We start from the raw sequence: 15,489 nt of genomic DNA, 5'->3' as shown, positions 1-15,489 counted from the left end.
AATAGAGTCGCATAATGATTAATGCAAGTAATTACTTTGATAATTTAAATCTAACACAAGCCGTCGATAAAGTGCTTTTTTGTATTAAAACCAAAGGGCCGATTTCGACGTCAGTGATTGCTAACGATTTAAATATGACAGGGGAAGCCGCAAGGCAACATATTCAAAAACTGACTTCGATGGGGTTAGTTGAAGGGGCTCAGTGTTTATCACAAACAGGCGCTGGTCGACCACGGCAAAATTGGGTATTAACCGAATTGGGGCATCAGCGTTTTCCTGATACTCATGCACAGCTTGCGTTACAGCTGATTGATTCTGTTCGGACTATTTTTGGCGATGATGGCTTGGAAAAGCTTATTCACCAAAGAGAGATTGAAAGCCGTGAAAAATATATCGCCCGCTGCCAAAACTTACCGTTAGCAGAGCGCCTTGCAGCATTAGCTGAAGTACGCAGCGAAGAAGGCTATATGGCAAAAGTTGAGCAAGAGGGGGAAGATTGGCTCTTTATTGAGAACCATTGCCCTATTTGCGCCGCCGCAACGGCTTGCCAAAATTTTTGCCGCTCAGAGTTAGCGCTTTTTCAAGAAGTGATAGGCAACGAGGCAAGTATTGAACGTGAACAGTATTTGTTAGAGGGCGCTGGGCGCTGTGTTTACCGTATTTCAGCGCGCTAACGTTTTTTCTCGCTTTTGTTGATCAACCAAGCAAATAAAATACCCGATAACGCGCCAGCAATATGGGATTCTGTCGAAATATATTGATGAACGGGTAACAAGCCGCTCGCCATTGCACCAAAATAAAATAATACTAACAATGCGATGGCGATATCCGCGAATTTTCGGCGCAAAAAACCTTGGGCAATCAACAACCCCCACAACCCAAAAATCCAACCACTCGCGCCAACATGTACGGCATTACGGCCTACTAGCCATACCATCAGCCCGCCAACAACAATAATAAATAGTGAAGCAACGAGATAAAACTTGATGGTGCGATAGAGTAATAGGGCACTGAGTATAATCAGTGGTGGAAGATTACTGAATAAGTGATCCCAACTTCCGTGAATAAAAGGGGCAAGCAAAATCCCTATCAACCCACTGAGAGTACGAGGGACAATACCAAAATGAATAAGCTCACCCGCTGTTAGGCTATTAATCAACTGAATGCCAACTAATATGGCAACTAAAGCGACTAATAGTGTCACGCGGGGGTATTTCATTCGGCTTTACCTAATGCTTGAACACTTTCGACTAAAGAGGCGAGTTGGACAACCACTCGGTCACCAATATCAGTATTATCACCACCAAGGGCTTTATTACGCATAAAGTCTTTCTTGATTTGTTGCCAGCGTGCGGCTTCTTTTTCGGTTAGTGTTCCTCGTAACTCTGCGAGTTTTAATAAATTTTCCTCTGCACCCGTTGTGAGCAATTGCGCTTCACCGAGGTAGTGGTCATCTAATAACCGCTCCAGCTCTTCATCATTCATAACAGAAGAGACTTTTTCACTGAGTTTATTCATATTTCGGTAACTGCCTTGCAAACGAAATGCAGGTTCAGTGCGGTATTTGTCCGATTGAGCTGCGCTGGCAATATATTGCTGATTGACCTTCAACACAATGTCGCGAAGTTTAACTAATTGTTTGATGACTAAAACTATTTCGTTTATTTCGGCGTCAGAGTAAGGGTAACTCAGTGTATTGGTTGAAACCGATTTCCCCATGGCTTTATCTACAAGGAGATATAAGTCATTGAGATCTCTGAGTGCCAGAGGGGCTAAAACGGGGTTCGAGGTTAAGCTATTTTCGATATAGCTTAATGCGAAAGCCTCATCCATCCCACCTAATACTTCCCCGAGGTTATAGATATCTGCACGGTTAGCTAACATATCTGGGATACGGAACACTTCGCCAGATTCGGTATAGGGGTTCCCTGCCATCACCACACAGAATTTTTTGCCGCGCATATCATAGGTTTTGGTTTTGTTTTTCCAAACCCCTTCAATACGCCGTGTTCCATCACACAGGGAAATGAATTTCTGTAAGAATTCAGGGTGTGTATGTTGGATGTCATCCACATACAGCATGACGTTATTTCCCATTTCAAGGGCTAAATTGAGTTTTTCTAGCTCTTGCCTCGCGGTAGCATTCGGTGCTTGTGCAGGGTCAAGTGAAAGCACATCATGACCAAGTGCAGGGCCATTGACTTTCATGAAAATCAGCCCCAAGCGATCAGCGGCGTATTCCATTAAAGTAGTTTTACCGTAACCAGGCGGGGAGATCATTAACAGTAGCCCCATTAAGTCGGTACGTTTTCCTTCACCGAGTGCGCCGATTTGCTTCGCCATGTTATCGCCAATAATGGGTAAGTAGACATCATTAATCAGTTTGTTACGTACGAAAGAGCTCAATGGCTTAGCTTTAAACTCATGCAATTTTAAGCGGCTACGTTCCTCTGTTACGATGCGTTGTCGCAAAGCTTGGTATTGGCGGAATTCAGGGATAAAGCGTTTTCGCTGCCCGCGCATCCGGCTAAAGTAATTATCTAAGCTGAGTGATAGCGTTTGGTTTTCAATGGTTGGGTGTTCCCCCAGTAAACCGCTGACTTTAAAGTAAAGATCAGCTTCGCTGTAACGGGCAGAAGCTACTTTATCTAAAATAATAATGGCAATTGCACCAGGTATATAAGGTACTAGATGTGCGAATTGAGGGGTTGAGCACAGCCCTTGCAGCCAATTTTGAATAAGTGACCAACGTTGGGCGTAGCGTGTACCTAAATTTTGTTGGGAACGATTGAAATCGAGCCACATATGGGCTTCTTCTAAGCGTTCTTGTAACGCTAGAACGAGTTCTTTTGCATATTTACTGTAGACCAGTTCGATAGGCGTTCGTGCTAATGCAAAGCTCAGATATTCCGCAGCTTGTGTTTGCTCATAACTTTGGCATTGAATAGGATTATCTTGTAAAAACAAACTGATATTGGCTTCAATTTCCGCTTGTAGGTCAAGTAAGGCATTATCATTATGGAACAGCTGATGAATGTTCATCGCTGTTCTAGCACGTTCAGGCCAAAGAGCGGGGAACTCTTCGTTTTGGGCTATTTCCCAGTAAATCGCTGCAATTGCACGCGCAGTCGGGTTATAACGCAGAAGATCGGCACTCTCCCCGACAGGAATTAATTTTTTTAAGATTGCAATGGCATCGTGGTCGTGAATCCCTTTTTCATAGCCTTCTTTGTAGCGTGGGCCTGCAAAATCGCGCACGATTTTTTCCAGCTTTTCAGGGGAAGTTAACGTGCTGGTTAACAACGCCATGTTGAGTTCGTCTTGGCGTTTAGCGGCAGAATAAATAATCGAATAAGCAAGGTACTCCGCGCGATAAACTGTCTCTGACTCAGATTCTAAGGTTGCCGTCCAATAAGGCTGTAACTGTGTGAGTTCTTCATTTTCAATCGGTTCCTGAAAATCCGTACCCGTGAGATATACCCAGAGTTGGTTATTTTTAGGCAAGATAGTGAGGTCTAGCTCTTGCGTGTTAACGCTAAACCGATGGCGACCCAATTTGATGATATTACCGCCATCTTCAAAAATATCGGTTTTATCGCGCAGAATGCGGATAGCTTGATCACGAGATGCTTTTAAGCGAGCATCGATATCATCGGCTTTAACGTTGTCGTTAATCTCTCTTAGTTTTTCGATGATTTCTCGCGTTTTTAACGCAAGGGGGTCTGAGGCAAAAAATGCATTTAGCTCATCTTGAGACTGCAGACGGGTGGTTCTGCGTTGCAAGCTATCGAGTAAGCGGTCAGCAGCAGTTAACAGGTTTTGTGCACGGCGTTGGCGGTCATCAATAAGAATTTGTTTATGAGATTCAAAGGTTTCAAGTAACTCTTCACGCTTGGCTAAGATATCATCAAGAAACTCATCGTGGCCACTAAACTGGCTTTCCAGTTCTTCTAATTGAACCAGTAATCTTGATAGCTGATCATCACAACGCTCAGGGTCTGTCGCAAGGGACAATGCGTTGGTGATCCCTTGGCTAAATAAACGAAATTGTGCGCCAAACTGCGCCACGGTTTCAACGCTGGTTTGGGACTTTCGTTTCTGTTGTAAGCGAGCCCGTGACTGATTCAGCTGTGCATAAATTTGTGAGATAGAATCAATGATATGGGTTTGTTGTGTCACATCATTGAATGACAGTGAAGCCATTAAATTAGATAGCATATCCAAATCTGTTGACATTTTTTCCATGTCATTCATTGGGATATCTAATTGGGCGCTGTTTTGCGCTTTTTCGGTTTGTTCTTCAAAAACGGTTAATTGTGCTTTGAAAGGTTGTAGCGCTTTATCGCTAGCCAGAAAAACTGCGGTTTCTTGGGAGACATATTGTTGATTTTTTTCAATTTCGCCTTCCATTTCACTCAGTTTTTCTAAATCCATATAGCGAAATTCACGCAGCGAAATCAAGTGTCCGCGTTGTGCATTTAGGGCATTTAAACCATCAACAAATTGCTGAATATCATCCCAGCTGTCGGGTAATGTCAGCGATAATAGTGATTTCTGGCGGCTAATGGCTTCATTCATCGATTTAGCCGACTGCTGGCGGATGCTTTCTACCTTTTCATATTCATCAAGCACTAATTCACTGGTTTGCGTGATTTCTTTCAGTAACTTACCAATTTCTAAGCATTGCTCATCGCTGAACCAATAGTATAAATCCAATAAATTTTTAGGTTGCTGGCTGAGCTGCTCATAGCGGGCGATAGAAACATGATTACCTTCAATCTCTTTGGCAACATGCAATATTTCAGAAATACCACGGACTAAATCTGCGTTACCAATTCGGCCAAAAAAGCCCCCTCGAGTAGGTTGCTTATCCGCAAATTCATCAGAATAAAATGGTGTTTGCCACACTTGCATTGGATGGACGCGCGTGGCTTCTTCCCCTTCACCTTCGAACAGAACCATTTTGCCATCTTCAAGCATGGCATAACCATGCCCAATCAATGGAACGGACAGGGTACGTTCAATCAGGTTATAGTTGAAAAGTGCGATACGGCCTTGGTTCGGGGAATAAAAAACATATAAAACGTCTTCGCCATTGGGTGAACGACGTAAGCGGCGAAAACGCATGCCATCCATCGGTTGTTCAAAGGTTTTGTATTCACCATTTTGTAGGTAATACCCCCCTGGGAAAATAATACCGTGATCTTCAGGGAGTTGAACGCAAGCCTGCCCAATGGCGTCAATGCGCTGCACAGACTGGGTCAGTGTGTTGTAAACCAGATAGCGCCAGCTTTCTTCTCGGTAAGGCAAGATCTTTAAAATAATCAAACTGCCTGTTTGGGCATATTCAATTTGCGCATCGTCGAGGGACTGATTTTTATCCAGCACTGCTTCACGATAAATCCCCAAACCATCTTCAGTGTTATTTTCACACTTGATTGTTAAGTCACCACCGATAGTTTCAACGAATACGGTGTCGAGGATATTAATGTGAGGGTAACGGCCATTTACAGTATCTTCGCGAGTGGTTTTTTGCCACTCAAAGTCATAAGCGGGGGGGAGGGCGATATCGCGTTCCCCTCGATTATCAATGTATTCAATACGTTGTTTATCGCTTGAAATCGACCAACGAAAAACGCGGACATCGGTAATGCGGTCGCCAATTTGGAAGCTGGCCAGTAGTTTGCCATCTCGTTCGACAAGTTGCAGTAATTGGGTATTTTTATAATAGGTATAGAGCTCAGTAAAATCCTGAACAAAGCGAGTATCATTTAAAAAGGTATCTTCATTATCGACGGCTTCAACATCAAATTCGCCTTCGTTTTCAATCAATCGATACAATGAAAACACATCATTGAGGTGCGTTTCTTTTTTTAATCCAAGGAAAACGTTATAGCCAAATAGCAACCATTCACCCACTCGAACAATATCTCGGGCTTGGCAGTTATTTTCAGTACGAATACGAATACGCCCAATAATATCCATTTGGCTTTGACCAAATTCTTCTAGGCGTTTTTCATTGAGCTGTATGGCTTTTTGGTGAAGTTGCTGGCCTTGTTCGGTCAGCCGCTTACGTAAAATGTCATATGCGCCCCCTTCTGCAACAGCGCTATCGAGTATTTCTTGCTCGCGATCCGTTTCCTGAAAATCTGACATGGTGCAGCGAATTCCCTTAAAGTGGATGAAACAAAGGCAATAGGGGGCAAAAAAGCCCCCTCAGATTTTGATTAACTAAAGTTGGTCATCAGCGGGTGGAACGGGTTTTGCCGTTACGGTTTTTGCTAATTGTCCAGCCCCTTTTGCAGCCATAAAGCCATTGATTAGGTCTTGAACTTCAGGGTTTTTCAGTAAAGCGGCAATATCGATTTTTTTATCTTCTTTACTGCGGTTAATCAGCTTTTCCACATTTTCTTTGGCAAAACTACTTTTATCCATAAAGCCATCGACAGCCTTACCTAAGCTAAGTGCTTTAGAGAAGGTGTTGAAGAAGTTGCCATCGCCGCCCACAATTTCGATATTGGTTTTGCTAAGCGCTGCAGCCAAGACATCCGCTTGCTCACGAGCGATTTCTTTGTTGGCATCGATAGAAGCCATAGCTTGTTCAAATTCTTTCTCAAGGCGCATACGGAATTCTTCATGGGAACGTGCGGTATCGCTGAGGTGATCCATTGATTTGAATTTGTCAGTTAAGCCGTCTGCTTCGGCTTTCAGGCGCTGGCGAATAACTTCCGCCTGTGCTGAACCTAATTGGCCTTCACCTCGAGCTTGTGCTGCCAGTTTCTCTTCAAGGACTTTTGCATCCGCTAAACCTAATTTTTCTTTTGCGTTAGCTTGTTGTTCTTCACCACGCGCTTGCGCTGCTAATTTCTCTTCGAGGATTTTGGCTTCAGCAAGCCCTTGTTGTTGCTCTGCTTTCGCTTTGGCTTCCATGACTTGTGCTTCGGTTAAACCTTTTTCTTTTAAGCCGCGCGCTTCTGCTAACAGTTTTTCGGCGGTGATATTGGCAAGCACTAAACCTTCTTTTTCTTCTGCTTCGGCAGTCGCTTGGCGAACGCGTGCTTCTGCTAAACCTAATGCAGCGTGTTCAGCTTCAATTCCTTCTGCTAAGCGTTTTTTCGCTTCTGCTTGTTTGGCTGAGGCTTCTAATTCGGCTTGTGCCATGGTGCTGATTTCTTCCGCTTTGTGTTTAGCGCTCGCTTCATCGGCTTCGGCTCTTTTCACTTGGCGAACCAATAACTCTTCAGCTTCAGCTTGTGCATTGATCACAGTCACTTGGCGCATACGATCAGCTTCGGATACTTCACGGACTTCTTTTATACGTTCCTCTTCCTGTGCGACAGTTTTTTCAACGGCAACACGTTCACGGATCACATTCGAGATGTTTTTGCGTTCTTCTTCTAATGCTTTTTCTTTTTCAATGCGTTGTAGCTCAACCTCACGCTCACGGGCAACGATTTCAAGCTCTCGTGCGCGACTAACGCGTTCTTCTTCAATGGCTACGGCACGGGTGCGGTTTTGTTGAGCAACTTCAACTTCACGCATTCGGTTTTCTTCACGAATCTCAATTTCTTGCTGAGTTTGTATACGTGCTTGTTCCGATTTTAAGCGTTCTTCTTCTTGAACACGCAAGGTTTCAGCTTGTTCGCGGGAACGAATATTATCAATTTCACGTTTTTGACGTGCTTCCGCATCCGCTTGTTGGCGTTCTAGCGCTAAACTGGCTTCGCGTGTTTCCACATTTTTCTTTTGAATCGCTAACTCTTGGTCACGTTCTTTTTGGTTCGTTTCAATATTATGGATAGCGGTAATTTCAGTGATTTTACGAATACCTTCAGAGTCAAAGATATTGTTTGGATCAAGGGCAGATTTCGGTGTTTGCTCTAAGTAGTCGATGGCAACGTCTTCTAATGCATAACCATTAAGGTCTTTGCCAATCACATCAACGATGCGGTCACGGAAGTTTTGGCGATCTTCAAAAAGTTTCGCTAAATCAAACTGTTTACCGACTGTTTTTAGTGCTTCAGAGAATTTTGCACTAAATAAGGTGCTGACGGCTTGATGGTCAGAAGCGCGGTCAACCCCAATGGCTTTTGCTACTTTCAATACGTCTTCAGTGGTTTCATTTACGCGTAAGTAAAAAGCAACAGTGATATCCGCACGCAAGTTATCATGGCAAATTAAACCGTCTTTGCCACGGCGATCCACTTCTAATGTTAGAAGTGAAATGCGCATAAATTCTTTTTTGTAGATAACAGGATAGACCAGTGCACCTGTGAAATGCACTTTGGGCTGTGAAGACATGTCGTTCACAATCAGTGCTGTACCTTGTGGGACTTTGATATAGAAGGCTTTAAATAATCCAAAGAAGCCTAAAATAATGACGATGATCCCGCCAATAATGGTTAAAAAGGGCATTAATGCAGCCAAATCCATATTTCTTCTCCATAGGTTCCGACGAGGTCGTTATTTTAAATAGGCAAGCAAAGGTTTATTGTCTATATCGTGAAAACTAATGACGGAACTCATCTTCCGTCACGACTTGGTAACTGTGGGACTGCGCATCATAGCTAATAATGACGACGCGATCGCCTCGCTTTAAATTCTCGATTGATGGTGCGCGTATCTGTAAAATTAACCCTGCACCGCCATCTTCTAACATCGCTTCCCCATTTTGTTCACTCACAGAGCCTGAACGTACAGTTGCTAATTTGCCAATAAGCTGATGTACGGTTTTGGGTTTATTGAGGCTGACGAGTTTTTTACGAACGGGTTTTAAACATAAAGCAGTGAGATGAAGGGAAATAAACAGTGTGATGGCAAATACGGCAAAGCCAACAAGGTAGCGTAATAGGGTTGAATCAATAAAACGGATAAAGCCATAAACGCAAAAGTAACTGATAACCCAGCCAAATAGCGTAAATAAGGTTAGAATAATGGTAACTGGAATTCCTGCTAAGCCCAGTTTAGTGAGCCAGCCCGCAAAGCCCGTAGCGTCGAGTCCTGCATCAAATTCAGTATCGATATTAAAGACATCAATATCGAGTAAGCCAAATGCAGCACATAACCAGTAAAATAAAACAATAATGAGTAATCCACTAAAAACAATGGTGGGAAACATCAAACTATTCTGAAAAAACAATCCCATAAGGCTTTCTCTTTATTGTTGTTTAAGGGGTAACGGCGGATGTTTTTGTTTATTACCTTATTGTATGTAATGCAATAATAGCGTTTTTAGCCACAAGCTGTATCAGACAAGTCTTTATCGCCCAAATTTAATAATATCTTGCTGTTTTCTATTTATAATTTGCTGAAATTATTCTTAGAATGACAATGATAATAAAACCGATGGATCTTCGGTTATTTTAGCACCATTTGTAAATGGATGATAATGATTATCATCTGAAAATAAAGGTAAATGAACTCCTTGGCAGATAATTACCAAGGAGTATGAAAGGAAAGTTAGTCGATTAAGTTGAGGAACGCAGCACCGCGTGCCCCGCCAGAATCACCATAGCGGGCTTTTTCAATGGCAGGTAAAGTGGCAATTCCATACAGATATTGAGGTAGAACTTCAGGCAAACGCCGGTAAATTTCTTCAAATTGCGATAAACCGCCGCCAAAGACGACTAAATCGGGGTCGAATACGGTAATGACTTGTCCCATAAACATCGCCAATACAGACATGTAGCGTTCAACGTGTTCGATTGCTTCAGGGCTTTGCTGATGATATCGCTCAATAATTTCAATAGCAGAGCGTTTTTCCCCTGTAAATGCAGTATAAATACGTTCAAACCCAGGGCCTGAAAGGTAAGTCTCGAAACAAGCTGTTTGTCCGCAGCCACAGGTTACTTCAGGGACGGTATCCCCTAATAGTTTTGCTGCGCGAACACTGAGGTTCATGTGGCCAATTTCGCCTGCAATCCCATTTTTTCCTGACAACACTTTGCCATTAATGACAAAGCCACCCCCTACACCTGTACCCAAAATTAAGCCCAACACTGTTGGATAACGCTTAAATTCAGGATCCCAAGCTTCGGATAGTGCAAAGCAATTGGCATCGTTTTCCACTTTTACTGGGCGCTGTAACGCATTGGTTAAGTCATGAATCAGAGGCTTGTACTGCGCTGCGGGAACGTTAGTGGTAAATACGGTGCCCTCTGCATGATTAACAATACCAGGAACGCCAACGCCAATTTTCCCTTGGCAATTGAATTTTTCATCGGCTTCTTGGGTGAGTGTAAGAAAGGCATCCAGCAGTGCTTGGTAGTCATTTTTAGGTGTCGGAACACGTTTCTGCCAGACTTGATTGAGTTCATTATCAAAGACTGCAAGTTCAATTTTGGTTCCGCCCATGTCAAAGCCGTAATACATTTTCCTTTTCCCCAAATGGTATGTTTATCATCGATAATGACGTATCCATTTGATAAACAATTAAATGCTCATGTGTGATGGCCTAATTATACAAAAGATTGTGGCTGGAGAAATTATCGTTTTGGTTTTTATTTCTGTTCAGTGAACTCAGAGTAGCAATGGTGAGCGTGATTATTTCTATCAGTGATTATTATTTTATTGATTCATGTCATTTACGGATGTTCATAAAAGGAGAATAAATAAACCTCAAAAAAACTTAAGTCAAATAAAGAGGTTTTATGGCTCGGGGATTCTTTTATATTACAGAAAAAAAACGCCGCCGTTATGGTGTTGCGTTCTTTGTTGGTATTATCAGTGGGATTGTTTCTGCCTTTGTGAAGTGGGGGGCTGAAGTGCCTTTACCACCACGTAGTCCAACCGATATGTTTAATGCCGCTTGTTCACCAGAAACACTGATCCGCGTTGCTGAGCAAGTGGACTGCTCACGTAATTTTCTCAATCCACCTTATGTATTTTTAAGGGATTGGTTAGGGATGGTAGACCCAAATGCGGCAGTGTATACATTCGCAGGACATATTTTTAATTGGGTCGGTGTGACGCATATCCTATTTTCACTGGTTTTTGCGATTGGTTACTGCATCGTGGCAGAGATTTTCCCAAAAATTAAATTATGGCAAGGTTTGTTAGCGGGGGCATTAGCACAGTTATTTGTTCATATGATTTCATTCCCTTTAATGGGCTTAACACCACCACTTTTAGACTTACCTTGGTATGAAAATGTTTCTGAAATCTTCGGGCATTTAATTTGGTTTTGGTCGATTGAGATTATCCGTCGCGATTTAAGAAACCGCATAACAGGTGAGCCAGACCCTGAAGTTCCTTTATCGCAAGGCTATCGTTAAGGTTTTTATTCTCACCTCAACTGACAGGCGTTATCGTTATGGTAAAAATAACGCCTGTCTTCCTCTTTAGTTTGTTTTTGACAAATAAAATCATTGCGTCCCTTTTTGATAAAGTGTATTGTTATATTATAACATTACATTTAGGTGGTTATTATGAAACAAGGGATCCATCCTCAATATCGCACGGTTGTTTTCCATGACACCAGTGCGGATGCCTATTTCAAAGTGGGTTCAACGATTAAAACAGAAAAAACGATTGAATTTGAAGGCGAAACTTTTCCGTATGTTACGTTGGACGTCTCTTCTCAATCACATCCGTTCTACACGGGAAAACAAAAATTAATTTCCCAAGAAGGGAAAACAGCGCAATTCCAGAAACGTTTTGGGCGTTTTCTGCGAACAGAGGATAAGTAAACGTGAAAGTGTTGAGTTCATTAAAAACAGCAAAAACGCGCCACCCAGATTGCCAAGTGGTTCGCCGCCGTGGGCGCGTATATGTGATTTGTAAAGCCAATCCGCGTTTTAAAGCGGTGCAAGGTTGCAAGAAAAAACGTTAGTTCCTGCTTTTCCTTTAAAAATTTACCTGTATTGCCTCATTTTGTTTTTAGCTTAACCACGACAACACATACTCCTTGTCGTGGTTTTTTTGATTTTTCTCTGCGTCCATTAGTTTTATTACTAATCATCCTGCTAATAGTGATGAAATTCACTTGCACACCGGTTCATATTTTGTCAGGTTTAATACATCCGAAAAATTTCGAGCTTCAACTTCCGTGAATGCCGAATGAATGATTAAAAAATGGCCGCATTGACGCCAATGGAGCTGGAACTGGAAATTTCTTGGTAAAAATTAAACAAACAGGGTGAATAAAAATGAAAAATGTAGGGTTTGTTGGCTGGCGAGGAATGGTCGGCTCAGTATTGATGCAGAGAATGGTCGAAGAACGTGATTTTGATGCGATTCATCCTGTTTTCTTTACGACCTCACAACATGGCGCTGAAGCACCGGTTTACGGTGGTCATCGTGGTGTTTTACAGGATGCCTTTGATATTGATGCTTTAAAAGCATTGGATATCATCATTAGCTGCCAAGGCGGCGATTATACCAATGAAGTTTATCCTAAACTTCGTGAGTCAGGCTGGAATGGCTACTGGATTGACGCAGCATCTTCATTACGTATGAAAGACGATGCGATTATCATCCTTGACCCAGTGAACAACCAACACATCCAAGATGGTTTAAATAAAGGCATTAAGACCTTTGTTGGTGGTAACTGTACAGTGAGTTTGATGTTGATGTCTCTGGGCGGCTTATTCACCAATAATTTGGTTGAATGGGCATCTGTTGCCACTTACCAAGCGGCATCGGGTGCGGGTGCTCGTAATATGCGTGAACTTTTAGCTCAAATGGGGTCATTACACACGCAAGTCGCAAAAGAGCTGCAAGACCCTGCATCTGCAATTTTAGATATCGAGAAAAAAGTCACCGACTTTACCCGTAGTGGCACAATGCCAACAGATGCCTTCGGTGTGCCATTAGCAGGCAGCTTGATCCCGTGGATTGATAAAGCGTTAGAAAATGGGCAAAGTCGCGAAGAATGGAAAGGCCAAGCAGAAACCAACAAAATTTTAGCAACGGGTAATAACATCATTCCAGTGGATGGTTTATGTGTTCGTATTGGTGCACTGCGTTGTCATAGCCAAGCTTTCACTTTAAAACTGAAAAAAGATATTCCATTAAACGAGGTTGAACAGCTGTTGGCTTCCCATAATGACTGGGTGAAAGTGGTGCCGAATGACCGTGAAATTACAATGCGTGAGCTAACACCCGCAGCAGTTACAGGCACACTAAGCACGCCAGTAGGGCGCCTGCGTAAACTGAATATGGGCCCAGAGTATTTATCTGCCTTTACTGTCGGTGACCAACTGTTATGGGGCGCCGCTGAACCGCTGCGCCGTATGTTGAGAATCTTACTGTAATGACAAACTAATACCGTGTTTTATCAAGCCTACACATGAACATTGTGTAGGCTTTTTCGTTAAAAGGGCTTGGTAATTTATTGTATTTTTTGGGGATGTTGTTGTGGCTGGTGTTCTAATTCTTTTGCTAAGAAATAGTTTAGGAACGTCCTGATCACGGCGATGATACCTAATTTGATCAGGCTATCTAAATCAGGGTCAACGGTGGTAGCTAAAATATCCGCTGCTAACTGAAACTCTAATGCGGTGGCTAACCAATCACCAAAGCAATAACGTGCGGTACGCGCTATTTTAACGCGAAACCATACAATTAATGTTTTGATTAAACCAATAATCACACAGATGACAGAAATGGTTTCTAACAGTAATTGAAGTACATGAACGCTAGAGCCTAATAACTCACGTAAAAAAGTTAATTCGAACATACAAGCCTCGATATTTAGATGAAACTCAATGCGCTAACTATGAGCAAAGATTGGCAAAATATCGAGTTTTATTGTGGGTCGACCGTTTCTGTTGGTAATTGATTAATGGATAATAAATTTCGGTTACCGTCAATTACCTGAATATTATCGCTTGGTTGGTAACATGCGCGCAGAGGTGATAAGCAAGCTTGAGACGCGCGCTGTTGTATACCAAGCCAATCACTGATTAGCCAATAATTATTTGCTGTGGAATAAGGGGCGTGTAAATGTGTTGTATTTACTGTTGGCTTACTAGCACTTTGGCTGTACCAAATTAATAAGGGAATTTCATAGGCCTCTTTTCTTGGGTTATTAACACCATGGTGGTAGTGAATAGTGTTATCACTGTCTAAGCGTTGTAATGCGTGATCTGAATAGTACATCAAAGTCGCAGGTTTACCTTCGAGTTGCTGCATAAGGTTTTCGATAAATTTATCGGTATAAGCAATTGAACTGTCGTAGCAATCGTCATCTTCTTGGCCACTAAATGTTTTTAGCTCGTCTTCAGGAAACCGGTTACAAGCAGGTTCATGGCTCCCATAGGTATGTAAAACGATGAGCTTTTGTTTATCGGTTGGGTCATTGAGAGCATCACGGAAATCATCTTGCAGTTCTTCATCATAGCCAACAAATTCGTTCCAAGCTTTCTGTTGTGACATCGAAGCAATTGCAGAAATAATACTGGTACGTTTGTTCGTTTTGCCCTGATTGCTGATCCAATACGTTTTAAAACCCGCGTGATTCGCTAATGAAATAATATTGTCTGCATAATGTGATTTGTCCTGCATCTGCTCAAAACGGATGTTAGACAATGAAATAGGAACCGACAAGATGGTGACAGGCGCGGGGGAATAGGCTTGTTGAAACGCAAAAATTTGGGGTTTCCGATTATTCAAATTAGGTGTTGTATCATACTGATAGCCGTAGAAACTCATATGGTCACGACGTAGCGATTCCCCAATGACAAGCACATAGATTTGGGTTTCAGAGTTTTTTTTCTGATAATTAAACGAAACTTTCTGGGACGATATTTTCTTGATCCCGCGGTTTTCATATAAATTTTTGACTAGCGCTGCGGCATTGTAGAACGGTGTATTCAGTAAGTATTTTTCAGTGATTAATAATGCGCTATCAGGCTTACTAAACAGTGATGCGTAATAGGCTGGGATGGCTAGTAGATAACCGCAAAGGAGTGCCAAGCTTATCGCGGCGGTACGGCGATTCATATATTTTGCACATAGATGAATACTTGATAAATATAAAGTAAAAACAAATAGATAGAAAATCACATAGCCAATATTGTAGGAAAGCATTCCCACCGTCTCACTGCTATTGGTATTGATAAAGGTTTCTGCGATAGAAGAAGAGAAGCGGATATCGTGTTTTTGATAAAAGAAGAATGAGACGGATAAATTGAGTGCCCACAAGAGCGAAACAAAAACAGTAAATACCTTGCCAAGAAGAAACCGATAGACGCCAGCGCAAAGCAGTAGTATCAGGGTACCTGAAATCACAATCGCAATGTCTGCAATAAGGCTAACATCCCCACTGAAAAATATAGGAATGATAGATATCAATAACGCATAAATTGGAATAATAAGTTGGCGCATTAGGGTGCTCTTTTTATCTGTTTTTGGCCTTGCCTTAAGTTATGTGGATAAATTAAAAATCATAAGTTTATAAATTAACATTTAGTTAACTTTGGCTGTTATTCGTTTATAACATAAAAAAAGATAAGATAATCAAAATCATGGCGTAAAAAACTGTAAAAT

12 protein-coding genes are annotated in these 15,489 nt (G+C 42.1%); 5 read left to right on the top strand and 7 right to left on the bottom strand.

Annotated features, from left to right (window positions below):
• Nucleotides 1-14 precede the first annotated feature (14 nt).
• On the top strand, nt 15-674 hold the full coding sequence (locus tag PR808_RS17020) for a helix-turn-helix transcriptional regulator (RefSeq protein WP_206085565.1): 660 nt from the start codon (nt 15-17) through the stop codon (nt 672-674).
• Here the strand turns inward: PR808_RS17020 and PR808_RS17015 are convergent.
• The 5 genes from PR808_RS17015 to nagK form a co-directional block, all read right to left on the bottom strand.
• Nucleotides 671-1,219, bottom strand: coding sequence for a rhomboid family intramembrane serine protease (locus tag PR808_RS17015; protein WP_272539764.1), 549 nt, complete (start codon nt 1,217-1,219; stop codon nt 671-673). The genes PR808_RS17020 and PR808_RS17015 overlap by 4 nt on opposite strands.
• On the bottom strand, nt 1,216-6,156 hold the full coding sequence (locus PR808_RS17010; RefSeq protein WP_272539763.1) for a DNA repair ATPase: 4,941 nt from the start codon (nt 6,154-6,156) through the stop codon (nt 1,216-1,218). Before PR808_RS17010 ends, PR808_RS17015 begins: the two co-directional genes overlap by 4 nt.
• A gap of 75 nt (nt 6,157-6,231) precedes the next feature.
• A complete protein-coding gene (locus PR808_RS17005) occupies nt 6,232-8,433 on the bottom strand; it encodes a flotillin family protein (protein ID WP_225820451.1) in 2,202 nt (733 codons plus the stop codon).
• A gap of 76 nt (nt 8,434-8,509) precedes the next feature.
• Nucleotides 8,510-9,145 carry an OB-fold-containig protein gene (locus tag PR808_RS17000; protein ID WP_272539762.1) on the bottom strand — a complete coding sequence of 212 codons (636 nt, stop codon included), beginning with the start codon at nt 9,143-9,145 and terminating at the stop codon, nt 8,510-8,512.
• Nucleotides 9,146-9,459: 314 nt separating this feature from the next.
• Nucleotides 9,460-10,371 (bottom strand): N-acetylglucosamine kinase, encoded by a 912-nt coding sequence (gene nagK / locus PR808_RS16995; protein ID WP_272539761.1) that lies wholly within the window; start codon nt 10,369-10,371, stop codon nt 9,460-9,462.
• Between the two features lie 278 nt (nt 10,372-10,649).
• On the opposite strand from nagK, the gene PR808_RS16990 reads away from it, so the two are divergent.
• The 4 genes from PR808_RS16990 (at nt 10,650) to asd (ending at nt 13,253) form a co-directional block, all read left to right on the top strand.
• Complete coding sequence (locus tag PR808_RS16990; protein WP_206085583.1) at nt 10,650-11,273, top strand: YagU family protein; 624 nt, start codon at nt 10,650-10,652, stop codon at nt 11,271-11,273.
• Nucleotides 11,274-11,426: 153 nt separating this feature from the next.
• A complete protein-coding gene (locus PR808_RS16985) occupies nt 11,427-11,687 on the top strand; it encodes a type B 50S ribosomal protein L31 (protein ID WP_206085597.1) in 261 nt (86 codons plus the stop codon).
• Nucleotides 11,688-11,689: 2 nt separating this feature from the next.
• On the top strand, nt 11,690-11,830 hold the full coding sequence (gene ykgO / locus PR808_RS16980) for a type B 50S ribosomal protein L36 (RefSeq protein WP_206085604.1): 141 nt from the start codon (nt 11,690-11,692) through the stop codon (nt 11,828-11,830).
• Between the two features lie 316 nt (nt 11,831-12,146).
• The gene (gene asd / locus PR808_RS16975) at nt 12,147-13,253 is read left to right on the top strand and encodes an aspartate-semialdehyde dehydrogenase (protein WP_206085606.1); all 1,107 of its coding nucleotides are present in this window, start codon (nt 12,147-12,149) and stop codon (nt 13,251-13,253) included.
• Nucleotides 13,254-13,330: 77 nt separating this feature from the next.
• Here the strand turns inward: asd and PR808_RS16970 are convergent, their stop codons facing one another.
• Together PR808_RS16970 and PR808_RS16965 are read right to left on the bottom strand one after the other, a co-directional pair.
• Nucleotides 13,331-13,678, bottom strand: a complete 348-nt coding sequence (locus PR808_RS16970) for a DUF1622 domain-containing protein (protein ID WP_206085608.1) — start codon at nt 13,676-13,678, stop codon at nt 13,331-13,333.
• A 68-nt stretch (nt 13,679-13,746) separates the two neighbouring features.
• The gene (locus tag PR808_RS16965) at nt 13,747-15,327 is read right to left on the bottom strand and encodes a phosphoethanolamine transferase (RefSeq protein WP_272539760.1); all 1,581 of its coding nucleotides are present in this window, start codon (nt 15,325-15,327) and stop codon (nt 13,747-13,749) included.
• Nucleotides 15,328-15,489: the final 162 nt, after the last annotated feature.

Origin of the sequence: Providencia sp. PROV197 (genome assembly GCF_028479625.1) — a bacterium.
Lineage (GTDB): Bacteria > Pseudomonadota > Gammaproteobacteria > Enterobacterales > Enterobacteriaceae > Providencia > Providencia vermicola.
Note: the sequence above shows the minus strand (reverse complement) of the source record. Positions and strands in the feature narration are given on the sequence as shown.